Here is a 21,947-nt window from a genome sequence, read left to right as displayed (position 1 = left end):
AAGCGGGCGATGGATGCGATTTTGCGTCTGCTCGGGAGGTTCGGTAGGTCATGCCCACCGACTTTATCCGTGATCCGCCGGCGGCCGCGGCACCGCAGCCAGCAACCGGCGTGTGTACTCGTGGCGGGGGTGAGTGAAAACCTGGTCACCGTCGCCCTGCTCGACGATCACGCCCTGGTGCATCACCGCCACCCGGTGGGCGAGGTGCTTGACCACCGACAGGTCGTGGGAGACGAACAGGTATGCCAGCCCGAGGCGCTCCTGCAGATCGAGGAGCAGGTTGATGATCCCGGCCTGGATGGACACGTCCAGCGCCGACACCGGTTCGTCGAGTGCCAGGATCTTCGGCTGCAACGCCAGCGCCCGGGCGATGCCGATGCGCTGCTTCTGGCCGCCGGAGAATTCAGCGGGGTACCTTCCGGCGTCCTCACGGCGCAACCCGACCTCGGTGAGCAAGCCGGCCACCCGGCCATCGATGTCGTTTTTGTGGAAGCCATTGGCCCGTAACGGTTCTGCCAACACATCGAACACGGGCAGCCGGGGATCCAGGGATGCCACGGGATCCTGGAACACCACCTGCAGATCGCCCCGCAGGGCTTTGCGGACCCGTCTGTCCAGCGTGGCGACATCGGTGCCGAGCACTTCGATGGTCCCGCCCTGGGGTGCGCTGAGTTCCAGGATCTGGTGCAGCGTCGTCGACTTGCCCGAACCCGATTCGCCGACGATGCCCAGGGTGCGGCCCTGCTGCAACTCGAAACCGACACCGTCGACCGCGCGCACCTCGCCGATCCGGCGGCGCAACACCACCCCTTTGGTCAACGGGTACGTCTTGACCAGATCGCGCACGCGCAGCACGACGGATTCGTCGGCCTCCGGACCGGTCGCCGGCTGCGGCGCGGTGGACACGCCGTAGATCTCGGCGGCGCTGCGGCCGGCGACTTGCTCACTGCGGATGCAGGCGACCTGGTGATCGTCACCGACCGTCTCGAGTTCCGGCTCCTGCTCGTGGCAGGCGTCGACGGCGAGCGGGCACCGCGGGGTGAACGGGCAGCCCGCAGGCAGTGCTGCCAGCGACGGGGGAGCGCCGGGGATCGGCACCAGACGGGCACCCTGGGGTGCGTCCAGGCGCGGCACCGAGCCGAGCAGACCGGCGGTGTAGGGCATCCGGCGGCTGCGGTACAGGTCGGCCACGGGCGCCGTCTCCACTGCACGTCCCGCGTACATCACCAGTGCACGGTCGGCGAACTCCGCGACGACGCCGAGATCGTGGGTGATGATCAGCACCCCGGCGCCGGTCACATCGCGCGCTGTGCGCAGCACGTCGAGGATCTGCGCCTGCACCGTCACGTCCAGCGCGGTGGTGGGCTCGTCACAGATCAGCAGGTCGGGGTCGTTGGCGATCGCGATCGCGATGACAACGCGCTGACGTTCGCCGCCGGACAGTTCGTGCGGGAACGCGCGCGCCCGTTGCTGCGGCTGGGCGATCCCGACCAGTTCGAGCAACTCGACAGCCCGGGTGCGCGCTGCCCGCTTGCCGATATCGCGGTGATGGATCTGAATCGCCTCGGCGATCTGGTCACCCACGGTGTAGACCGGCGTCAGAGCCGACATGGGGTCCTGGAACACCGTCCCGATCCGGTTGCCCCGGATGCGCGACATCTGCTGGTCCGACAGACCCAGCAGTTCATCACCGTGCATCCGGACAGACCCGGCCACCTCGGCGTACTCGGGGAGCAGTCCGATGACGGCCATCGCGCCCGCTGATTTCCCGGCGCCGGATTCGCCGACCAGCGCGACGACCTCACCGGCGTCGACGTGGTAGTCCAGGCCGCGCACGGCTGCGACACGTTCGGTGTCGGTGGGAAACGTCACCGTGAGGCCGCGCACCTCGAGCAGGCTCATCGCTGCCCTCTGCTCTTCGCCCGAGCGCTCATCGCCCGCGCCCCCCGCGTGCGGCGCGGGGCGGGCCGCGCGCCGGGATCCAGCGCATCGCGCAGTCCGTCGCCGATCAGGTTGGCGCACAACACGATCAGCACCAGCATCCCGGCCGGGAACAGGAACACCCACGGGAAGGTCGTCACCGAGCGGGTGCCGTCGGCGATCAGCGTGCCCAGTGACACATCGGGCGGTTGCACGCCGAAGCCCAGGAAGCTCAGACCGGTCTCCGCCAGTATCGCGATGCCGACGTTGAGCGCAGTGTCGATGATCAGGATGGAGGCCACATTCGGAAGGATGTGGCGGACGATGATGCGCCAGTGGCTGACACCCATATACCGCGCAGCGACCACGAATTCGCGCTCCCGCAGGCTCATCGTCATGCCCCGGACCATGCGTGAGCTGATCATCCAGCTGAACGCCGCCAGTAACAGGATCAGCCACAGGATGGTGCCGGACTCCCTGGTGCGGGGGGTGACGATCGCGATCAGGATGAAGCTCGGGATGACGAGCAGCAGGTCGACGATCCACATCGCGGTTCGGTCCCGCCAGCCGCCGAAGTAGCCGGCGATCGCACCGACGGTGGCCGCGATGATCGTCGAGATGAACGCCACGCAGACACCGATCAGCAGCGATTTCTGCATCCCGCGCAACGTCTGCGCCAACAGATCCTGGCCCAGCGCATTGGTGCCGAACCAGTGCGCGGTGGTCGGTGGTTGCTGCAGGGCGTAGTAGTCCAGATCGGTGTAGGAGTAGGGCAGCAGTGGTGGGATCGCGTAACAGCCGATGAACAAGACGGCCAACACGATCAGCGAGACCACCGCGGGGCGGTTGCGCAGGAACCTGCGCAGCACCAGGGTGCGCCGGGACACGAACTGATACTCGGGGGCGCTCATGAGACCCGGACCCTGGGGTCGAGAACCGCGTAGAACACATCCGAGAGCAACCCTGCCAGCAGGATGGTCGCTCCGGTGAACACCGTGATCGCGGCGATGATGTTGGTGTCCTGGGTGGCGACGCCCTGGATCACCCACTCGCCCATGCCGTGCCAGCCGAAGATCTTCTCGACGAACACCGCGCCGGTGACCAGGGCGCTGACGCCGTAGGCGAACAGTGTGGCCATCGGGATCAGCGCGGTGCGCAGGCCGTGTTTGAACAACGCCCGGCGCCGCGTCAGGCCCTTGGCCCGCGCCGTCCGGATGAAGTCCTGCCCCAGCACATCGAGCATCGCGTTGCGCTGATAGCGGCTGAACCCGGCGATGGACGCCAGGGCGAGCGTGAAGGTGGGCAGCACCAGATGCTGCAGACGGTCGACGAACTGCGCCCAGGCGCCACCGACCGCGTCCGACGATGTCTCCCCGGTGTACTCGAACAGCTGCACGCCCAGTATCGAGTTCACCTTGAGTGCGCCCAGGATCAGCAGGTTGGCGATCACGAACGTCGGGGTGCTCAAGATCAGCAGAGACGTGACGGTGATCACCCGGTCCGACACCCGGTACTGGCGGATCGCGCCCCACGCGCCCACCACGACCCCGATGACGGTTCCCGCCACCGATCCGATCAGCACCAGCCGCAGGCTGACACCGATGCGGCGCCACAGTTCGTCGCTGACCGGCTGGCCGCCGACAGTGGTGCCGAAGTCTCCCCGGACGGCCCCCGACACCCAGTTCGCGTAGCGGACCGGTATCGGTTCGTCGAGGTTCAGCTCGGCGGCCTTGGCATCGATGACGGCCTGCGGAGGCCGCGGGTTGCGTTCGAGCAGGCTGTCGAGCGGTTCGAACGTCAGCGCGGTCAGGGTGAACGTGAGGAACGACGCGATGCCCAGCAGCACGATGTAGTTGAGCAGCCGGCGCGCGAGGAACCGGGTCATGCGGTGGGTCCGCCGCTGCGCTGCATTCGCACAGGTTAGGAGAAATGTGTTGACACAGCCCGTTCAGGTGGGTTCGGCGTGGCTGATCGGTGCCGGGGTCCTGCTGGGGAATCGGCGGCTGGCCAGGCCTGTCGGCCACTGTTCACAGCCTGCGCATAGCAACGACACAGAAAACGCCTAGGGCCCGGGCACATACTGGGTCAGTGGCCGACACGCCAGTTTCCGACGGCGACGCCGCCGGTCTCGCCGCCTCCGGCGACGGTGCCCGGGTGGTGATGCGCCGCGCCGACGGGCGCCCGATCCACGTCCTCGTCGTCGACGACGAGCCCGTGCTGGCCGAACTGGTGTCGATGGCGCTGCGCTACGAGGGCTGGGAGATCGTGACCGCCGGCGACGGTGCCACCGCGATCGCGCTGGCCAGACAGACCCCGCCGGATGTGGTCGTGCTCGACGTGATGCTGCCGGACATGAGCGGGTTGGAGGTACTGCGCAAGCTGCGGGAGCAGATCCCGGGGCTGCCGCTGCTGCTGCTCACCGCCAAGGACTCCGTCGAGGACCGCATCGCAGGTCTGACCGCCGGTGGAGACGACTACGTGACCAAGCCCTTCAGCCTCGAAGAGGTGGTGCTGCGGTTGCGTGCGCTGCTGCGGCGCACCGGCGTGACCACCGAGGGCGGCGGAGCCAAGATCGTCGTCGGGGACCTCGTGCTCGACGAGGACAGCCACGAAGTGACCCGTGCCGGAGACGTCATCTCGCTGACCGCGACCGAGTTCGAGTTGCTGCGGTTCATGATGCGGAACGCCAAACGGGTGCTGAGCAAAGCGCAGATCCTCGATCGGGTGTGGAGCTATGACTTCGGGGGCCGATCGAACATCGTCGAGCTGTACGTGTCCTACCTGCGCAAGAAGATCGACAGCGGGCGCGAACCGATGATCCACACGTTGCGGGGTGCGGGCTATGTCCTCAAGCCCGCGCGCTGAACCCACACGGGTGGGTTGGCGAGCTCCTCGTAGCTGGTCGCTGCGGACCCGCCTGCTGGTCACCCAGGTCGTGCTGCTGGCGGCGGTGTGCGCGGGTATCGGCGTCGCGACCGAGTTCGCGCTGCAACGCTTTCTGATGAACCAGCTCGACGAACAGGTGGTGGAGGCCGCCAGACGTTCAGCGGTGATCTTCGACTTCGGGCCGCCACCCGGAATGGGCCCGCCCATGATGAGGCAGCCCGCCCTGCCCCGGCCGCCCGGCTCCGCCCCCCGTGTGATCATCCGCGACGCCGACGGGGTGGGGCCGGCCTTCCTCAACGCGCCGGGCCAGGAGATCCGCACGGTCGGGGCGGTCGTGTCGCAAGGATCCGTGCTGGACGCCGGGGTCATCACCGCCGACGGATCCCGTGCCGAGATCTCCTCGGCCGCGGCCGAACAACTCGCCGAGCTTCCCGCCGACATGCGTGCCAGGACAGTCGACATCGATGGGCTTGGCCGCTACCGGGTGGTGAGTTCACCCGCACATCACCCGGGCGAGACCATCGTGACCGGTCTGCCCACCGCCGATGTCGACGACACCCTGCTCTGGGTGTTCGTCATCTTCTGTGTCGTCGGTGCCGTCGCTCTGGTGGCCGCCGCGGCGGCGGGCATCGTTACCGTCCGTCGCCAACTCGAGCCGTTGGCGCGGGTGTCTGCGGCCGCGCAGCAGGTCGCCGACCTGGAGTTGGATCGAGGTGAGGTGCGGTTGCCGACGCCGATCGTCAAGGTCGATCCGGCTGCCGCGCACACCGAGATCGGGCAGCTCTCCGGCGCGCTGAACCGCATGCTCGACCGCATCGCCGGGGCGCTGTCGGCGCGTCAGGCCAGTGAAACACGGGTGCGGCAATTCGTCGCCGACGCCAGCCATGAGTTGCGGACGCCACTGGCGGCCATCCGGGGCTATACCGAGCTGGCACAGCGCAAGCAGGGTGAGCTCCCCGACGACGTGGCCCACGCGATGAACCGCGTCGAATCCGAGACCGCGCGGATGACGCACCTCGTCGAGGATCTGCTGTTGCTGGCCCGCCTGGACACCGGGCGTCCCCTGCAGCAGGGTTCGGTTGACCTGACCCGCCTCGTGGTGGACGCGGTCAGCGACGCGCACATCGCCGGACCCCATCACACGTGGGAGTTGGATCTGCCCGACGAACCCGTCACGGTCGCCGGAGACGAGGCGCGCCTGCATCAGGTGCTGGCGAACCTGCTGGCCAATGCGCGCACGCACACCCCGCCCGGCACCACCGTCACCACATCACTGGCCGTGGGTGACCGGGCGGACGTGGTGTTGACCGTCCTCGACGACGGCCCGGGTATCCCGGCCTGGCTGCAGCCCGATGTGTTCGAGCGGTTCGCGCGCGGTGACTCCTCGCGGTCGCGACGCGGTGGCAGTACTGGGCTCGGCCTGGCGATCGCCGACGCTGTCGTGCGGGCACACGGCGGCACGATCGAGGTGCACAGCGTCCCGGGCAGAACCGAGTTCATTGTCCGGCTGCCCGGCGACCGTCCCCGAACCGCCGAGCAGACACAAAGTCGTGCGAAACCCCTGCGATAAGCACGATTTTGTGTCTGCTCGGCGTGCGAGGTCCGAGCGCCTGCTCGACGTTGACAGCAGTGGTGGCAGATCGCTACATTTCAGGTCATGATTGCTAAGTTGGTCATATCTACCGACTTTATGGAGATGCGATGACGGTCACCGACGACGAGCTCACCCAGAACGCCGGCCGGTACGAGCTGAGCCACCTGCGAGCCCTCGAGGCCGAGGCCATCCACATCATCAGGGAGGTGGCCGCCGAGTTCGAGCGGCCGGTCCTGCTGTTCTCGGGTGGCAAGGACTCGATCGTGATGCTGCACCTGGCGATCAAGGCCTTCCGGCCCGGTCGGCTGCCGTTCCCGGTGATGCACGTCGACACCGGCCACAACTTCGACGAGGTGCTGGCCGCCCGTGACGAGCTGGTCGCGGAGTCCGGGGTGCGGCTGGTGGTCGCCAAGGTGCAGGACGACATCGACGCCGGCCGGGTGGTCGAGACCATTCCGTCCCGCAATCCGATGCAGACCTTCACGTTGTTGCGCGCGATCCGGGAGAACAAGTTCGATGCCGCCTTCGGCGGTGCCCGTCGCGACGAGGAGAAGGCCAGGGCCAAGGAGCGGGTCTTCTCCTTCCGTGACGAGTTCGGCCAGTGGGATCCCAAGGCTCAGCGCCCGGAGCTGTGGAACATCTACAACGGCCGCCACCACAAGGGTGAGCACATCCGGGTGTTCCCGTTGTCCAACTGGACCGAGTTCGACATCTGGTCCTACATCGGCGCCGAGAACATCAAGCTCCCGTCGATCTATTACGCCCACCAGCGCAAGGTGTTCGAGCGCGACGGCATGCTGCTGGCCGTCCACAGGTACCTGCAGCCCCATGAGGACGAGCCGATCATCGAGAAGACGGTGCGGTTCCGCACTGTCGGCGACGTCACCTGCACCGGTTGCGTCGAGTCCACGGCGGCCACCGTCGCCGAGGTCATCGCCGAGACCGCCATCTCGCGGTTGACCGAACGTGGCGCCACCCGCGCCGACGATCGGATCTCCGAAGCAGGCATGGAAGACCGCAAGCGGGAAGGCTATTTCTGACATGGCTACGTTGCTTCGCATCGCGACCGCCGGTTCGGTCGACGACGGCAAGTCCACGCTGATCGGCCGGCTGCTCTTCGACTCCAAGGCCGTCATGGAGGATCAACTCGCGGCCGTCGAGCGCACCTCCAAGGAGCGCGGAAACGACTACACCGACCTGGCGCTGGTGACCGACGGGCTGCGGGCCGAGCGTGAGCAGGGCATCACCATCGATGTCGCCTACCGCTATTTCGCCACGGCCAAGCGGAAATTCATCATCGCCGACACTCCCGGCCACATCCAGTACACCCGCAACATGGTCACCGGCACCTCGACCGCGCAGCTGGCGATCGTGTTGGTCGATGCGCGTCACGGGCTGCTCGAGCAGTCGCGCAGGCACGCGTTCCTGGCCTCGTTGCTCGGTATCCAGCACGTGGTGCTGGCGGTCAACAAGATGGATCTGGTCGACTGGGACCAGGAACGGTTCGAGTCCATCCGCGACGACTTCCACGACTTCGCCGCACGGCTGGACGTGCACGACGTGACCACCATCCCGCTGTCGGCGCTCAACGGCGACAACGTCGTCACCAAATCCGACGTGACGCCCTGGTACGAAGGGCCGTCGCTGCTCACGCACCTCGAGGAGGTGTACATCGCCGGCGATCGCAACCTCGTCGACGTCCGGTTCCCGGTGCAGTACGTGATCCGTCCACAGACCCGGGACCACCATGATCACCGCAGCTACGCGGGCACGCTGGCCAGCGGCGTGATGCGCGTCGGTGACGAGGTCGTGGTGCTGCCGACCGGCAAGACGTCCAAGATCGCCGCGATCGAAAGCCCCGGCGGCCCAATCGACGAGGCTTTCCCGCCGATGGCGGTCTCGGTCAGCCTGACCGACGACATCGACATCTCCCGTGGCGATCTGATCGCGCGTCCCAACAACCAGCCCAGGGTCTCGCAGGACTTCGACGCCACGGTGTGCTGGATGGCCGACGCTGCGTCGCTGGAACCCGGCCGTGACTACCTGATCAAGCACAACACCCGCACCACCCGCGTCAAGGTGACGGGTCTGGACTACCGGCTCGACGTCAACACCCTGCACCGCGACAAGTCGGCCACGGCGCTTAAACTCAATGAGCTGGGCCGGATCTCGCTGCGCACCCAGGTGCCGTTGTTGCTCGACGAGTACAGCCGCAATGCGACGACCGGCTCGTTCATCCTGATCGACCCGAACACCAACGGGACCGTCGCCGCGGGCATGGTGCTGCGCGACGGTACGGCGCGCAGCGCGAGCCCGAACACCGTCCGACACGAGTCGCTGTGCACCGCCGAGGACCGGCTGAGCAAGGGGCGCACCGTGTGGTTCACCGGTCTGTCGGGCTCGGGCAAGTCCTCGGTGGCCATGCTCGTCGAGCAGAAGCTGCTCGAAAAGGGGATTCCCGCTTACGTTCTCGACGGGGACAACCTGCGCCACGGCCTCAACGCGGACCTCGGCTTCTCGATGGCCGACCGGTCGGAGAACCTCCGCAGGCTGGCGCATGTGGCTGCGATCCTCGCCGACTCCGGTCAGGTGGTGCTGGTGCCGGCGATCAGCCCGCTCGCCGAACATCGCGAGCTGGCGCGCACGGTGGCCACCGAAGCCGGTGTCGACTTCTACGAGGTGTTCTGCGACACGCCGCTGGAGGACTGCGAGAGGCGCGACCCGAAGGGGTTGTACGCCAAGGCGCGTTCCGGGGAGATCACCCACTTCACCGGTGTCGACAGTCCCTACCAACGGCCGAAGGACCCGGACCTGCGACTCACCCCGGACCGCACCCCCGACGAGCTGGCGGTGTCGGTCATCGAGATGCTCGAGGATCGGCAGTGATGAGCGCTCGCGCGAAGAGGAGACGGCTGTGACCGACCACGAGCTCGCCGCACGACTGGCCACCGAGGCCGGTGCGCTGTTGCTCGACGTCCGTAGTGAACTCGCAGAAGCCAGTGCCGAGGAGCGGAAGGCCGCGGGGGACAAGCGCTCCCACGACTTCCTGATGGCGGCGCTGGCTGCCGAGCGACCCGATGACGCGGTCCTCTCGGAGGAAGGGCCGGCAGAGGCGGCCGATCCGGTGCGGATCGGCGCCGAGCGAGTGTGGATCGTCGATCCACTCGACGGCACCCGGGAGTTCTCCGAGCTCGGCCGGACCGACTGGGCGGTGCACGTGGCGCTCTGGCAACGCGGGGGCGACGGCGGTGAGCTGATCGCCGGTGCGGTCGCGTTGCCGGCGCAGCACGTCACGCTTGCCACCCCGACGGTGCTCACCCCGCCGCCCGCACCCGCGGTTCCGCGGATCGTGGTCTCGCGGACCCGCCCGCCCGCCATCGCGCTCGAGGTTCGTGATGCGCTCGGCGGTGTTCTCGTCGAGATGGGTTCGGCCGGAGCGAAGGTGGCATCGGTGGTGCAGGGGCTCTCGGATGTCTACGTGCATGCCGGCGGGCAGTATGAATGGGACTCCGCCGCCCCGGTCGCCGTGGCCCGGGCCGCCGGGTTGCACACTTCGCGCATCGACGGGTCGGCGCTGCGGTACAACCAGCGGGACTCGAAACTTCCCGACCTGATCGTCTGCCGTCCCGAATACGCGGACGCAGTGCTGGCGGTCACCGCTCGCTGAATCCCATCCAGGCCCCACAGGTCCCCGCGTAGGCTTGGGCCGTGTCTGATCCCAACACTCTGCGCGCGATGGCAGGCCTTCCGCTTGCCCCGGTCAGTCTGGCCGATTCGGCGCTCGTCCTGATCGACTGCCAGAACACCTACACCCGAGGGGTGATGGAACTCGAGGGCGTGCAACCCGCACTCGACGAAGCGGCGGCTCTGCTCGAGCGGGCGCGCACAGCGGGTATCCCTGTCATCCACATTCAGCACGACGACGGACCCGGCTCGCTCTACGACGTCGACGGCGAGAGCGGAGCGATTGTCGCGCAGGTGGCGCCGCGGGATGCTGAGCCTGTGGTCATCAAGAACTATCCGAATTCGTTCTTCAAGACCGAACTCGACGGACTGCTCAAGACGGTCGACGCGTCACACCTGGTCCTGGCCGGATTCATGACGCACATGTGCGTGAACTCGACGGCGCGCGGGGCGTTCAATCTGGGCTACTCGCCGACGGTGGTAGCTGGTGCCACCGCGACCCGCGCCCTGCCGGGACTGACGGGCGATCCGGTGCCGGCGTCGGCGATGCAGTCGGCCAGCCTGGCGGCCCTGGCCGATATGTTCGCGGTGGTGGTTGCGGGATCGGCGGACATACCCGACTAGCCTTGGGGCATGCGGATGTCGGCCAAGGCGGAGTATGCCGTCCGGGCCATGGTTCAGCTGGCCACGGTCGACGACGGCACCGTCGTCAAGACCGACGACCTGGCCAGGGCGCAGGGGATCCCACCCCAGTTCCTCGTCGATATCCTCTCCGACCTGCGTACCGACCGACTGGTGCGTAGCCACCGTGGCCGCGAGGGCGGGTACGAACTCGCCAGGCCCGCCATCGAGATCAGCATCGCCGACGTGCTGCGTTGCATCGACGGGCCGCTGGCCAGCGTCCGCGACATCGGTCTGGGTGACCTTCCGTACTCGGGTCCCACGGCGGCGCTGACCGACGTGTGGCGGGCGCTGCGGGCCAGTATGCGTTCGGTGGTGGAACAGACCACCCTGGCCGACGTGGTCGCCGGCGCACTGCCCGACCACGTGTGCGCCCTGGCCGACGACTACCGCAGCCAGGAAGAGGCGCGGGGGCACTCGGTCGGTTAGTTGGGGCTTCCGGTTGGTTGTGGCTTCCAAGGAGGTGTGATGTTCGACGTTCGTGATCTCGCCGTCCCGGTCCTGATCGCCCCGATGGCGGGCGGGCCGTCCACCCCGCAGCTGGCCGCGGCGGGCGCAGAGTCCGGCGGCCTGGGGTTCGTGCCCGCCGGTTACCTGACCGCCGAGGTGTTCGCCGAGCGACTCGAGGCCGCCGCACGACTGACCACGGGGCCGGTCGGTGCCAATCTCTTCGTGCCGCAGCCCAGTGCGGCCACCCCCGCCGCGATCGAGGCGTATGCCGACGCGTTGGCCGCCGAGGCGCAGCACTACGGCGTCAGCCTGGGCGCGCCGCGCTTCGACGACGACCGCTGGAACGCCAAGATCGAGGTCCTGCTGCAGCTGCGGCCGGCGGTGGCGTCGTTCACCTTCGGGCTGCCGAGCGCCGACGAACGGCGGCGGCTCTCCGACGCCGGGATCAGCACCGTCGGCACCGTGACCACGATTGCCGAGGCGAGGCTCGCCGTGGAGTGTGGGGTCGACGCCGTGGTCGCGCAGGGTCCGTCGGCGGGTGGGCACCGCGGCACGTTCGATGCGACCGCAGCACCGTCGAAGGGGCCGCTCGACGTGCTGGTGGCCAGGATCGTGGCTGATCTCGACATCCCCGTCATCGCGGCCGGAGGGCTGATGGGCGCCGGCGACGTGCGGCGGGTGTTGCAGGCGGGAGCGGTGGCCGCCCAGCTGGGAACCGCGTTCCTGCTCGCCGACGAAGCCGGCAGCAGCGCGGTGCACCGGGCGGCGCTGCGGGATCCTCAGTTCACCGAAACCGTTGTGACACGCGCGTTCTCCGGCCGCTACGCGCGCGGGTTGCGCAACCGGTTCGTCGACGAGCACGAATCCCAGGCGCCGTTCGGATATCCCGAGGTGCACCATCTGACCAGTCCGGTGCGTGCAGCGTCGGTGCGTGCTGGGGACCCGCATGCGGTCAACGTCTGGGCGGGCACCGGATATCTGCAGGCCGAATCCGCACCTGTCGCCTCGATCATCGAGAAGTTGACCGTCGGGCTGCCGGCGGCGCCGCCCGACGCCGGCGATTAATCCAGCTCCTCGACGATGACGTCGCCGGTGTCCGACCGCGCCGTCACCACCGACACCGCGTTCTTCGGGTCCCGGGTCTGCGGGACCCGCACGACCGTGGTGCCCCACCTCTGACCGGTTGTCGCGTCGACGCTGTAGGGGCCAGGCCGCGGCAGCGCGAGAACGATGTCCCCGTTGACGGATTGGGCGTCGATCGTCTTCGGCGCAGCGGTGAAATCGACGCTGACGTCACCGTGTTGAGTCACCACCCGGAACGTTTCGGACACCGAAACCGGTTCTCGGGTGTGGACGTCGCCGCGCTCGTTGGTGATGTCGATGTGGTTGGCCGAGCCGCTCAGCACGATGGCACCTTCGCCGGTCCGTGCGATCAGCTGGTCGACGTCGGCCTGGGCGAGCACCACACCCATCTGCTGTTGTGTGGTGACCGTCATTCGGCGCGCCAGCTCGGGCGGCAGCACCAAAGTGATCTCCGACGCCCTGCCCCAGTCCAGAATCGGCGAGTCCTCGGCGTCGATCGTCACCCGGGCGCTGAGTTCGTCGGTGTCGACCGACAACGGATCCGAGCCCGCACGCGTGGAGTTCACCATTCGCATATCCACCCGGGGTTCGCGTGCCTCGCGGTCGCTGGTGATCCGGATCGCCACCGGGACGGAGCCGGTGTCGATCATCACCGAGCGCAGCGTGGCCGGCAGCGCCGCGGAGTCGGTGACGACCCGGAAAGTGCTCACCCCCCAGGCGAATACGGACAACGTCACGACCAGCCCGATGACCAGCGCCGCGGCCGCGACGATCAGCACGGCACGGACAGCGGTCCGTCCGCCGGGGGACAGGGGTGGAGGCGGTGAGGCCGGTCCGGGAGGCGGTGCGAGGGTGGTTGTCACGTCAGAGTCCTTTCACTGCTTCAGGATTCGAGGTAGCGCAGCACCGCGAGAACGCGACGGTTCTCGCTCTCGTCGGGTGCGAGATTCAGCTTGGTGAAGATCGATGCGATGTGCTTTTCGGCCGAACCGACCGACATGTGCAGTGCCATCGCGATGGCGGAGTTGGTCTTGCCCTCGGCCATCAACTGCAGGACCTCACGCTCGCGCGCGGTCAGTGCGTCCAGGGTGTTGTTCCGGTGGGAGCGGACCAGGATCTGGGAGACCACCTCGGGGTCGAGCACGGTGCCTCCGGCGCCGACGACCGTCACCGCGTCGAGGAACGCGGGGACATCGGCTACGCGGTCTTTGAGAAGATATCCGAAACCTTTTGTGTCCGAAGCGATCAAGTCGGCAGCATAGCGTTCCTCGACGTAGTGGGACAGCACCAGAACCGGTGACTCCGGGTTCTGACTGCGGAGCAGGGCAGCGGCCCTGATCCCTTCGTCGGTGAACGTCGGCGGCATCCGGACGTCGAGGATCGCCAGATCGGGCCGCTCCTCGTTCACCAGGCGCAGCAGGTTCGTCGCGTCGGGGACACCGGCGACGACCTGGTGCCCCGCGTCGGTCAGAATGCGCTCGATGCCGGCGCGCAGCAGCGCCGAGTCCTCGGCGATCACGATGCGCATGGCAGCACCGCCGTGACGATCGTGGGTCCGGTGACCGGGCTGGCCACCGAGAAGGTGCCACGGGCAGCGCGCACCCGTTCGTCGAGACCGCGCAACCCGGTCGCGTTCTCGTCGTCGGTGATCCACGCGCCTCCGCGGCCGTCGTCGAACACCGTGACGTACAACCGGTTCGCGGACTCGTCGAGTCGCACGGTGACCGCCGCGTGCGAGGCCCCCGCATGTCGGGTGACATTGGTCAGAGCCTCGGCCACCACGAAGTAGGCGCACGCCTCGACCTCGTCGGGCAGCCGGCGGGGCAGATGCACGCTCAGCGTCGTCGGGACACCGGCATTCGTCGCGCGCTGGACCACCGCCGACAGCGCGGCGTCCAGGCCGCGGTCGGACAGGATTGTCGGGGCGATGCCGCGAACCACGTTGCGCAGCTCCACCAGAGCGCTCTTGGCGTCGTCGTGTGCTTCGGCGATCAACGCCTTGGCCGCGGGCGGATCGGTGTCGAGCTTGGTCTGGGCCAGGCCGATCGTCATCGCCAGGGACACCAGCCGCGGCTGCACGCTGTCGTGCAGATCGCGCTCGATGCGGTGCCGTTCGGTCTGCGCGGACGTCACCGCACCCTGGCGGGCGTCGGCGAGCGCAGAGACCTGGTGTTGCAGTGCGGCCGTCGGCGACGGGGACAACAGCCAGCGGTCGATCGTCGCGTCCAGGGCCGGTGCGAACACCAGCAGCGCGATCGCCGCGGCCAGCGCCACCACTGCCAACAGCCAGGCCAACGGCGTGGGCAGGAACGTCAGGCCGGCGTCTGCGTCGCTGTTGCCGATGGCGATCGCGGCCGCCGGCGCGAGAAACGCGAACACCAACAGGGCCAGTGCCAGCCCGGTGACCAGGATGTCGTAGATCATCCGCAGGTAGTGGTGCGCCACCGCCTTCCAGAACCGGGTGCTGCTCAGGTCCAGCCACAGCTGGTGTGCCCAGCGCTGGAAGCCGGTGTGCGGGGACAGTCGCCGTGGCGGAATCCCGATGTCCATGCCGAACACGGCTTCGCTGCGCACGCGTTCGACTTGTTCGATGCCCCGCATCAGGTAGATGAAGACCACGCCGGCCACCACGAACCCGATGATGCTGGGGATCGAGGAGATGCCGATGACGACGATCGCCAACGGGATCCAGACCCACACCGAGCCGAGCGCGCCGCCGGTGATCATCGATGCACTCGGTGCCAGGCCGAGCGCGCGGGGTTCCGGAGACCCTGCCGCGGTCGGCTCGTGCGGGACCGCGGGACCAGGGTCGGTGACTGCGTCCATGTCAGCAATAGCGGCCATGGACTCCAACCTATGGATCTGCCCGTGCCGGCGACACAGCGTTTTCCTCCCATTCCGGCGGGGGTTAACCACCCCCTGCGCCGCGACGGCGCGTGTCTGCTCGCCAACACACCGCCAGAAGTGGCATTTCTGGAGCGCTCGCGGTGGCCATACTGGCTGGATGACCGGTGACATGCCCAGCGACCGGCCCCACCCTCTCAGTTACCTCGGGCCGAACTGGTTCGCGTCGGTGATGGGCACCGGCATCGTCGCCACGGCCGGCGCGACGTTGCCGGTGCAGATACCGGGGCTGCGGGGGTTCGCGCTGGTGGTCTGGGTGGCCTCGACGGTGTGGCTGGTGCTGCTCATCCTCGCGATGATCGCCCACTGGGTGCGCAACCCCACGGTGGCGCGCAGTCACGTCCGCAATCCGCAGATGGCGCACTTCTACGGGGCCGCTCCGATGGCCCTGCTCACGGTCGGCGCCGGGGCGCTGCTGGTGGGCAGGGACCTGATCGGCGAACGCGCGGCGGTGGACCTGGCCTGGGTGTTGTGGACCGCAGGGACTCTCGGGGGCCTGTTCACCGCGATGAGCATCCCCTTCATGATGTTCACCCAGTACCGGGTCGAACCCGACGCCGCGTTCGGCGGATGGCTGATGCCAGTGGTGCCGCCCATGGTGTCTGCCGCCACGGGCGCGATGCTGATCCCGCACATGGCTCCGGGAACCGGTCGCACCACCATGTTCTACGGCTGCTACGCGATGTTCGGGTTGTCGCTGGTCGCGTCGCTGATCATCATCACCATCATCTGGAGCCGGCTGGCGCACTTCGGCACCTCGGGTACCGCACGAGTGCCCACGCTGTGGATCGTCCTCGGCCCTCTGGGCCAATCGATCACCGTGGCAGGCCTTCTCGCCACGGATGCGGCACTGGCCGTCGACCAGGAGCTCGCCGACGGAATGGGTGTGTTCGCGGTCCTCTACGGGGTGCCGGTGTGGGGCTTCTGCGTGCTGTGGATCGCGCTGGCCACCGCGCTGACCGCCCGCACGCTGCGCCGCGGTATGCCGTTTGCGCTGACCTGGTGGAGCCTGACGTTCCCGGTGGGCACGTTCGTCACCGGCACCACGCAGTTGGCCGTGCACACCGACCTGCCGGCATTTCGGGTCGCCGCGGCGATCGCCTACATCGGGTTGTTGGCCACCTGGTGTCTGGTGGCGGTGCGTACGTTCGGCGGCGGGTTGCGGGGCGGACTGTTCGCACCGCCGGGAACCGACCCGATCCGCGCTCAGAAGGATCCGCCCGCGTCGAATCCGGCGCGCTGACGCCCGCGTCGCGTCGCGTTTCGCGCCGGATTCGCCGGGCATGCCAGAATCGCCGACGTGCATATCGGGATGACCCTGCCGGTGATGGAGCCCGACCTGGACGCGGCGACGCTGAAAGCCTGGGCGCACCTCGTCGACAGCGGACCGTTCTCGTCGCTGTGCTGGGGCGAGCGGATGGCGTTCGACAATCCTGAGAGCCTGACCCTGCTCGGGGCGATGGCGGCCTGGACCGGCCGGGTGCAGCTGGTGACCACGGTGCTGATCCCGCAACTGCACGACCCGGTGATGCTGGCCAAGGCGCTGGCGACCGCTGACATGCTCAGCGGCGGCCGGCTCACCGTCGGCCTCGGGGTGGGGGGCCGCCACGAGGACTACCGCGCCGCCGGGGCCGACCCCGCGACCCAGACGATGCGCGAGATGGCCGAGCGGGTGGCGGTGATGAGACGCGTGTGGTCCGGGGAGAAGGTGACCGAGTCCACGTTGCCGGTGGGGCCGCCGCCGGTGCAGGCCGGGGGGCCGAAGCTGCTGGTGGGCACGATGGGACCGAAGACGACGCGCCACGCCGCCGGTTGGGCGGACGGACTCGCCGGAACCACCCTGGATCTGGACGCCGGCAAGCAGAGCGAGCTGTTCGACGTGGCACGCGAGGCGTGGCAGCAGGCGGGCAAGATGGCGCCGCACCTGGCGACGTCGTTCTGGTTCGCGATCGGTGACGGCGACGAGCCCCGCGCCCAGGTCCACCGCCACTTGCAGCGCTACATGAACTGGATTCCCGCCGAGATCGTCGACGCGATGGCTCCGACCACGGGCTGGGCGGGCACCGCCGAGCAGCTGCACGCGGTACTCAAGCGGTTCGCCGACATCGGTACCGACGAGGTGCACCTGATCCCGACGAGCTCGGACATCGACCAGGTTCGCCAGGTTGCCGACGTGGTCCGCGACTTCGACTGAGCACGGTGGCATGCTCGGGGAATGGGGACCTCCGAAGCCATGCCGCCGATCGTCTCGCGCGCCGAGTGGGACCGTGCCCGCGCTGAACTGCTCGTCCGGGAAAAGGAACTGATCAGGCTCAAGGACTCGGTCAGCGCCGCTCGCCGTCGGCTACCGATGGTGGCGATCGAGACGCCCTACGAGTTCGACACCGAGGCCGGGCCGTGGTCGCTGCTCGAGCTGTTCGACGGTCGCCGCCAGCTGATCGTGCAGCACTTCATGTTCGGACCGGACTGGGACGAGGGTTGTTCGGGCTGTTCGATGATGGCCGACCACATCGGCCCGTTGTCACACCTCTACGCCAAGGACACGTCGCTGGTCCTGGTTTCGCGGGCGCCGGTGGGCAAGCTGGTGGCGTTCAAGGACCGGATGGGATGGGACCTGCCGTGGGTGTCGTCGGGGCGGTCGTCGTTCAACGAGGATTTCCACACCACGGTCGACGGCGAGGAACGCCACTCGATCAGCGTGTTCCTGCGCGACGGCGACCGGGTGTTCCACACCTGGCAGACGTTCGACCGCGGCGAGGAGCCGTTCATGGTGGTGTTCGACCTGCTCGACCTCACGCCCTACGGCCGGCAGGAGAGCTGGGAGGACTCGCCCGAGGGCTGGCCCCAGGAGCCGCCCTACGAGTGGATGCGTCTGCACGACGCCTACTGAGCCCGTCCCCGAGCGCGGGTGCGCGAACCATTGCCTAATTTACGTTACGTAGTGTAATCATAATCGAGTGGCCGTGGCGGGTGCGGGAGTCCGGGGTCGTCCGCGCGATCCGCGGGCGGACCGCGACATCATGGCTGCCACCCGCGAACTGCTCGCCACCGACGGCTACGAACAGATCAGCATCGAGTCGATCGCCAAAGCCGCCGGCGTCAGCCGGCCCACCGTGTACCGGCGGTGGCCGTCGAAGGCCCACCTGGTGTTCGACGCAGCGTTCGGAGATCCGGGGGATGACGAACTCCCGCTTCAGTCGGGCGATTTCGAGGCCGACCTGCATACCTTCGTCAGCGCTGCGCTGAGCTTCTGGCGAGACCCGGTGGTGGAGGCCGCTGCCCGGGGCATCCTCGCTGAACGGCGTCGTGACCCCGAGTTGCACATCCGCACACAGCAACTGCTCGACGAGCGCACCGTCGCACACTTCCGGTCGCTGGTGAGCAGTGGCATCGAGCAGGGTGTGGTCGACCCGGCCGTCGACGTCGATGCCTTCTACCAGCTCGTGATCGGGACGACCTTCTACCAGGCGCAGGTGGTCATGGACGCCGGGTCGAACCCCGTACAACTGGCAGAACGACTGTGTTCCTTGGTGATCCAGGGGGTCCGCGCAGTCCCCAACCGAAAGAGGGAACACCGATGACCGAGACCCCCGAGCTGTCACGGGCGTTCAACGAACTACTCGACGAGGTCCGTGCGATCGAGCAGAAGGTGCTGTCCACACAGCCGGCGCTGGACGAACCCGACCTGCTCGATGCCTATCGGCTGACGTTCAGCCTGCTGCGCGTCGCCGTCGACGCCTACGTGTGGGGCGACCGGGACAACCCGATCCTGGTCGACGTCATCGGCCCGTATCTGAAGTGGGGTGGCGACAACTCCGACGCCTACTACCAGCTGGCGCCGCTCGACCCGAACCGGACCTACCGGGTCACCGGAAACCGAGGTGACGCCGTCTATCTGTCGATGACCGTCTACGGGGGCCCCGGCAACGGTCAGTACAGCAACCGGATCGTCGGGACGATGAACGACCGAAACCTGGAGTTCGACAGCGCCGGCAACTTCGAGTTCATGCTCGGTCCGCACGCCGGGGACGGTGCGTGGCTGCGACTCGACCCCGATGCCGAGTTCGCCCTGACCCGCGACTACCTCAACGAACCGACGACCGGACGCCGCCCGGTGTGGAAGCTCGAGGCCATCGACCCGCCCGCCCGCCGCCGTGACAGCGCCGGGGATCTCACCCGCAGGCTGCAGCACGCCAGAACCTGGCTGCATGAACAGGTTTCGTTCCTGCCGACCCGGATCGACCCACCCAACGAGATCATGGAACCGTTCCCGGTGCCCGAGAACGCCTACGGATGGTCGGCCGCCGACGCCGCGTACGCGATGGGCGCTTTCGAGTTGGAACCCGGTCAGGCCCTGGTGGTGACGGGCACGTCACCGGAGTGTGTGTTCTGGAACCTGTGCCTGTGGAATCCATTCCTGCACACCTACGATCACACCTACGAACGCGTCACCATCAACGGCTCCCAGATCACCTATGAACCGGACGGCTCGTGGAAGATCGTGATCTGCGACCAGGATCCGGGCCATCGGAACTGGGTGTCCACCGCGGGACGGCGCAAGGGTCTGATCTGGCTGCGCTGGTTCCTGCCGGAGGACACGCCGAGCCGGCCACAGTGCCGTGTGGTCGGGCCCGCGGAACTCGCTGAAGCGGTAGCCGGGTGAGCACCGGTACGGCGCGGCCCGCGCCGATCCGGCTCACCGACCTGGCCGACCCGGTGTACCCGGAAGCCGCCACGCCGATCCGTGACGGGCTCGCCGCCTACGGGGCCGTGCTGGACCTCAGCGCCGAGGCGCTGCGCGCCGCGGCCATGGAGCGCACGGGCCTCGACGACTGGGGTGACCCGGCGTTCGGTGAGCGCCTCGACGTGCTGTGTGCCTCGCTGCGCGACGAGGCCGGGCTCAGCGACGCCGGCACCGCCATCGCCTTCGAACAACTGGTCGGCAACCTGGTCAACCGGCTTCGACTGGAAGCGCTGGTCGCCGAACATCCCGAGATCGAGGATGTGCGGATCGAGCGGCCGATCATCATCTGCGGTCTGCCCCGCACCGGGACCACGCACCTGCACAACCTGCTGGCCGCCGACCCGTCGCTGCGGCATCTGCCGTACTGGGAGAGCCTGGAACCGTTCCCCGCACCCGAGGACGGTGACCCCGAGCCCCGCCGCCAACGGTGCGTGGCGGGACTGGAGCTGGTGCACACCTCGATGCCGGAGTTCCGCCGCATGCACGACATGACCGTCGAGCACGCCCATGAAGAGATCCAGCTGCTGGCCAACGACATCTCCGGCATGCTGTTCGAAACCACCTATCATGTCCCGAGTTTCGCGGCGCACTACAAAGCGCATGACCAGATACCGTCCTACGGCTACCTGAAGCGCACCCTGCAGGCAATGCAATGGCTGCGCGGCGGCACCCGGTGGGTGCTGAAGTCACCGCAGCACCTGGAGCAGTTCCCTGTCCTGGCGGCGACCTTCCCCGACGCGACTTTTGTGCTCACCCATCGTGATCCCGTCGAAGTGACGACATCGATGCTGACCATGATCTGCTACGTCACCCGGATGGCGGTGACCCATCCGGATCCGGTGAAGATCACCCGCTACTGGCTCGACCGCATCGACGACCTCCTCGACGGCTGTGTGCGCGACCGCGACGTGCTGCCGGCCGGACAGTCGATCGACATCGGGTTCGACGACTTCATGGCCGACGAGCAGGCGACGATCCAGGCCATCTACGAGAAAGCGGGGCAGCCGTTCGATGCCGGGGTGCAAACGGCGATGCAACAGTTCATCGCCGAGCATCCACGAGGCCGCTACGGCGGGGTGATCTACGACCCCGAGGCGCTCGGCCTCGACGTCACCGAGGTCGCTCACCGGTTCCGTGCCTACCGCGAGCGGTTCGTCGCCGATCGTCAGGTGTCCCGGCGCTAACTGCGCAGCGTGAAACCCGCATCGAGCGGCCAGGACGTGCCGGTGATGAAGTTCGCCGCGTCGGACACCAGCCACGCGACCGCGCCCGCGATCTGCTCCGGCTGCAGCAGCGCGATCGGCAGCGCGTTCTGCTGGCTGGCGAGCCACGGGTCTGCGGCCGCTGCCAAACCCATGGTGGCCTCGTTGATGATCATGTCGGTGGCCACCCCGCTGGGATGGATGGTGTTGACCCGAATCGAATGCGGCGCAAGCGACATCGCCCAACCCTGCATGAGTGCCACCAGGGCGCGCTTGGAGGCGCTGTAGGCCTGGATTCCCGGTCGGTCGGTTCCCGACGCCTTGATTCCCTGGGTGGAGCTGGCCAGCACGATCGACCCGCCGCGACCGCCCGCGATCAGCGCCGGGATCGCGGCGTCGACGGTGTTCCAGACCCCGATCAGGTTGACCTCGACGATGTCGCGGAACGTCTGTCGGCGATCGTCGCTGTCGGTCACCCGGATGATTCCCGCGTTGGCGACCACGATGTCGAGGCGGCCGAACTCCCGGACAGCGTCGGCGACCACCGCGTCCACCGCCGCGGGATCGCGGACATCGGCCTGGCGCGCCAGAATCCGACGGCCCTGCTGCTCAACCAATTCGACCGTGGTCGCCAGGTCGTCGAGGGTCGAGCCCGGATAGTCGGTGGAGTCGACATCGGCGCAGACGTCGAGGGCAACGATGTCGGCGCCCTCACTGGCGAGTTTGACGGCGTGCGCCCGGCCCATGCCGCGCGCCGCACCGGTGATGAACGCGACCCGGCCGTCGAGTGATCCCATCG

Annotated in this window: 21 protein-coding genes; 14 read left to right on the top strand and 7 right to left on the bottom strand. The window is 68.0% G+C overall.

Going from position 1 to position 21,947, the window contains the following annotated elements; all coding sequences use genetic code 11:
• Positions 1 to 63 precede the first annotated feature (63 nt).
• Genes BEMPMBAN_RS14155 through BEMPMBAN_RS14145 form a run of 3 tightly spaced genes read right to left on the bottom strand, consistent with a single transcriptional unit; the run spans position 64 to position 3,805 of the window.
• Positions 64 to 1,902: an oligopeptide ABC transporter ATP-binding protein OppD gene (locus tag BEMPMBAN_RS14155; protein ID WP_159231010.1), complete on the bottom strand. Its 1,839-nt coding sequence runs from the start codon at positions 1,900 to 1,902 to the stop codon at positions 64 to 66.
• Positions 1,899 to 2,831, bottom strand: coding sequence for an oligopeptide ABC transporter permease OppC (locus BEMPMBAN_RS14150; protein WP_159231009.1), 933 nt, complete (start codon positions 2,829 to 2,831; stop codon positions 1,899 to 1,901). The genes BEMPMBAN_RS14155 and BEMPMBAN_RS14150 overlap by 4 nt, the downstream gene beginning before the upstream one ends.
• Positions 2,828 to 3,805 carry an oligopeptide ABC transporter permease OppB gene (locus tag BEMPMBAN_RS14145; protein ID WP_159231008.1) on the bottom strand — a complete coding sequence of 326 codons (978 nt, stop codon included), beginning with the start codon at positions 3,803 to 3,805 and terminating at the stop codon, positions 2,828 to 2,830. The genes BEMPMBAN_RS14150 and BEMPMBAN_RS14145 overlap by 4 nt, the downstream gene beginning before the upstream one ends.
• A 275-nt stretch (positions 3,806 to 4,080) precedes the next feature.
• On the opposite strand from BEMPMBAN_RS14145, the gene BEMPMBAN_RS14140 reads away from it, so the two are divergent.
• From BEMPMBAN_RS14140 to BEMPMBAN_RS14105, 8 genes are all read left to right on the top strand, one after another.
• Positions 4,081 to 4,785, top strand: coding sequence for a response regulator transcription factor (locus BEMPMBAN_RS14140; RefSeq protein WP_159231046.1), 705 nt, complete (start codon positions 4,081 to 4,083; stop codon positions 4,783 to 4,785).
• Positions 4,763 to 6,376 (top strand): sensor histidine kinase, encoded by a 1,614-nt coding sequence (locus tag BEMPMBAN_RS14135; protein ID WP_159231007.1) that lies wholly within the window; start codon positions 4,763 to 4,765, stop codon positions 6,374 to 6,376. Before BEMPMBAN_RS14140 ends, BEMPMBAN_RS14135 begins: the two co-directional genes overlap by 23 nt.
• 131 nt (positions 6,377 to 6,507) lie before the next feature.
• Complete coding sequence (gene cysD / locus BEMPMBAN_RS14130; protein WP_159231006.1) at positions 6,508 to 7,440, top strand: sulfate adenylyltransferase subunit CysD; 933 nt, start codon at positions 6,508 to 6,510, stop codon at positions 7,438 to 7,440.
• A gap of 1 nt (position 7,441) precedes the next feature.
• Complete coding sequence (gene cysN, locus BEMPMBAN_RS14125; protein WP_200845978.1) at positions 7,442 to 9,286, top strand: sulfate adenylyltransferase subunit CysN; 1,845 nt, start codon at positions 7,442 to 7,444, stop codon at positions 9,284 to 9,286.
• A gap of 28 nt (positions 9,287 to 9,314) precedes the next feature.
• Positions 9,315 to 10,067: a 3'(2'),5'-bisphosphate nucleotidase CysQ gene (locus BEMPMBAN_RS14120; protein ID WP_159231005.1), complete on the top strand. Its 753-nt coding sequence runs from the start codon at positions 9,315 to 9,317 to the stop codon at positions 10,065 to 10,067.
• Between the two features lie 41 nt (positions 10,068 to 10,108).
• The gene (locus BEMPMBAN_RS14115) at positions 10,109 to 10,708 is read left to right on the top strand and encodes a cysteine hydrolase family protein (RefSeq protein WP_159231004.1); all 600 of its coding nucleotides are present in this window, start codon (positions 10,109 to 10,111) and stop codon (positions 10,706 to 10,708) included.
• 9 nt (positions 10,709 to 10,717) lie between these two features.
• Positions 10,718 to 11,194, top strand: coding sequence for an Rrf2 family transcriptional regulator (locus BEMPMBAN_RS14110; protein WP_159231003.1), 477 nt, complete (start codon positions 10,718 to 10,720; stop codon positions 11,192 to 11,194).
• 36 nt (positions 11,195 to 11,230) lie between these two features.
• The gene (locus tag BEMPMBAN_RS14105) at positions 11,231 to 12,280 is read left to right on the top strand and encodes a nitronate monooxygenase (protein WP_159231002.1); all 1,050 of its coding nucleotides are present in this window, start codon (positions 11,231 to 11,233) and stop codon (positions 12,278 to 12,280) included.
• On the opposite strand, the gene BEMPMBAN_RS14100 is transcribed toward BEMPMBAN_RS14105, so the two are convergent.
• The 3 genes from BEMPMBAN_RS14100 to BEMPMBAN_RS14090 are packed head-to-tail and all read right to left on the bottom strand — an operon-like array spanning position 12,277 to position 15,124.
• Positions 12,277 to 13,161: a DUF4097 family beta strand repeat-containing protein gene (locus BEMPMBAN_RS14100; protein ID WP_159231001.1), complete on the bottom strand. Its 885-nt coding sequence runs from the start codon at positions 13,159 to 13,161 to the stop codon at positions 12,277 to 12,279. The two genes, BEMPMBAN_RS14105 and BEMPMBAN_RS14100, sit on opposite strands and share 4 nt — an antisense overlap.
• A gap of 20 nt (positions 13,162 to 13,181) precedes the next feature.
• Positions 13,182 to 13,826: a response regulator transcription factor gene (locus tag BEMPMBAN_RS14095; protein ID WP_159231000.1), complete on the bottom strand. Its 645-nt coding sequence runs from the start codon at positions 13,824 to 13,826 to the stop codon at positions 13,182 to 13,184.
• Positions 13,814 to 15,124: a sensor histidine kinase gene (locus BEMPMBAN_RS14090; RefSeq protein WP_425294977.1), complete on the bottom strand. Its 1,311-nt coding sequence runs from the start codon at positions 15,122 to 15,124 to the stop codon at positions 13,814 to 13,816. Before BEMPMBAN_RS14090 ends, BEMPMBAN_RS14095 begins: the two co-directional genes overlap by 13 nt.
• A gap of 178 nt (positions 15,125 to 15,302) precedes the next feature.
• Here BEMPMBAN_RS14090 and BEMPMBAN_RS14085 point away from each other — a divergent pair, with 178 nt between their 5' ends.
• The 6 genes from BEMPMBAN_RS14085 (at position 15,303) to BEMPMBAN_RS14060 (ending at position 21,130) form a co-directional block, all read left to right on the top strand.
• A complete protein-coding gene (locus BEMPMBAN_RS14085; RefSeq protein WP_234897452.1) occupies positions 15,303 to 16,445 on the top strand; it encodes a TDT family transporter in 1,143 nt (380 codons plus the stop codon).
• Positions 16,446 to 16,514: 69 nt separating this feature from the next.
• Positions 16,515 to 17,396, top strand: coding sequence for an LLM class flavin-dependent oxidoreductase (locus BEMPMBAN_RS14080; protein ID WP_159231042.1), 882 nt, complete (start codon positions 16,515 to 16,517; stop codon positions 17,394 to 17,396).
• Between the two features lie 21 nt (positions 17,397 to 17,417).
• Positions 17,418 to 18,092 (top strand): DUF899 domain-containing protein, encoded by a 675-nt coding sequence (locus tag BEMPMBAN_RS14075; protein WP_159230999.1) that lies wholly within the window; start codon positions 17,418 to 17,420, stop codon positions 18,090 to 18,092.
• Positions 18,093 to 18,159: 67 nt separating this feature from the next.
• The gene (locus tag BEMPMBAN_RS14070; RefSeq protein WP_234897451.1) at positions 18,160 to 18,783 is read left to right on the top strand and encodes a TetR/AcrR family transcriptional regulator; all 624 of its coding nucleotides are present in this window, start codon (positions 18,160 to 18,162) and stop codon (positions 18,781 to 18,783) included.
• The gene (locus tag BEMPMBAN_RS14065) at positions 18,780 to 19,865 is read left to right on the top strand and encodes a DUF1214 domain-containing protein (RefSeq protein ID WP_159230998.1); all 1,086 of its coding nucleotides are present in this window, start codon (positions 18,780 to 18,782) and stop codon (positions 19,863 to 19,865) included. Before BEMPMBAN_RS14070 ends, BEMPMBAN_RS14065 begins: the two co-directional genes overlap by 4 nt.
• The gene (locus BEMPMBAN_RS14060) at positions 19,862 to 21,130 is read left to right on the top strand and encodes a sulfotransferase family protein (RefSeq protein WP_159230997.1); all 1,269 of its coding nucleotides are present in this window, start codon (positions 19,862 to 19,864) and stop codon (positions 21,128 to 21,130) included. The genes BEMPMBAN_RS14065 and BEMPMBAN_RS14060 overlap by 4 nt, the downstream gene beginning before the upstream one ends.
• Here BEMPMBAN_RS14060 and BEMPMBAN_RS14055 read toward each other — a convergent pair.
• Positions 21,127 to 21,945 (bottom strand): mycofactocin-coupled SDR family oxidoreductase, encoded by an 819-nt coding sequence (locus BEMPMBAN_RS14055; RefSeq protein ID WP_159230996.1) that lies wholly within the window; start codon positions 21,943 to 21,945, stop codon positions 21,127 to 21,129. The two genes, BEMPMBAN_RS14060 and BEMPMBAN_RS14055, sit on opposite strands and share 4 nt — an antisense overlap.
• Between the last annotated feature and the right edge of the window lie 2 nt (positions 21,946 to 21,947).

Origin of the sequence: Mycolicibacterium austroafricanum (genome assembly GCF_902705885.1) — a bacterium.
Taxonomy (GTDB): Bacteria; Actinomycetota; Actinomycetes; order Mycobacteriales; family Mycobacteriaceae; genus Mycobacterium; species Mycobacterium vanbaalenii_A.
Note: the sequence above shows the minus strand (reverse complement) of the source record. Positions and strands in the feature narration are given on the sequence as shown.

Coding starts and splice junctions, on each gene's coding strand:
- BEMPMBAN_RS14155 (WP_159231010.1), bottom strand. CDS start 1,902: ATGAGCCTGCTCGAGGTGCGCGGCCTCACGGTGACGTTTCCCACCGAC.
- BEMPMBAN_RS14150 (WP_159231009.1), bottom strand. CDS start 2,831: ATGAGCGCCCCCGAGTATCAGTTCGTGTCCCGGCGCACCCTGGTGCTG.
- BEMPMBAN_RS14145 (WP_159231008.1), bottom strand. CDS start 3,805: ATGACCCGGTTCCTCGCGCGCCGGCTGCTCAACTACATCGTGCTGCTG.
- BEMPMBAN_RS14140 (WP_159231046.1), top strand. CDS start 4,081: ATGCGCCGCGCCGACGGGCGCCCGATCCACGTCCTCGTCGTCGACGAC.
- BEMPMBAN_RS14135 (WP_159231007.1), top strand. CDS start 4,763: ATGTCCTCAAGCCCGCGCGCTGAACCCACACGGGTGGGTTGGCGAGCT.
- cysD (WP_159231006.1), top strand. CDS start 6,508: ATGACGGTCACCGACGACGAGCTCACCCAGAACGCCGGCCGGTACGAG.
- cysN (WP_200845978.1), top strand. CDS start 7,442: ATGGCTACGTTGCTTCGCATCGCGACCGCCGGTTCGGTCGACGACGGC.
- BEMPMBAN_RS14110 (WP_159231003.1), top strand. CDS start 10,718: ATGCGGATGTCGGCCAAGGCGGAGTATGCCGTCCGGGCCATGGTTCAG.
- BEMPMBAN_RS14095 (WP_159231000.1), bottom strand. CDS start 13,826: ATGCGCATCGTGATCGCCGAGGACTCGGCGCTGCTGCGCGCCGGCATC.
- BEMPMBAN_RS14090 (WP_425294977.1), bottom strand. CDS start 15,124: ATGGACGCAGTCACCGACCCTGGTCCCGCGGTCCCGCACGAGCCGACC.
- BEMPMBAN_RS14085 (WP_234897452.1), top strand. CDS start 15,303: ATGACCGGTGACATGCCCAGCGACCGGCCCCACCCTCTCAGTTACCTC.
- BEMPMBAN_RS14080 (WP_159231042.1), top strand. CDS start 16,515: ATGACCCTGCCGGTGATGGAGCCCGACCTGGACGCGGCGACGCTGAAA.
- BEMPMBAN_RS14075 (WP_159230999.1), top strand. CDS start 17,418: ATGGGGACCTCCGAAGCCATGCCGCCGATCGTCTCGCGCGCCGAGTGG.
- BEMPMBAN_RS14065 (WP_159230998.1), top strand. CDS start 18,780: ATGACCGAGACCCCCGAGCTGTCACGGGCGTTCAACGAACTACTCGAC.
- BEMPMBAN_RS14055 (WP_159230996.1), bottom strand. CDS start 21,945: ATGGGATCACTCGACGGCCGGGTCGCGTTCATCACCGGTGCGGCGCGC.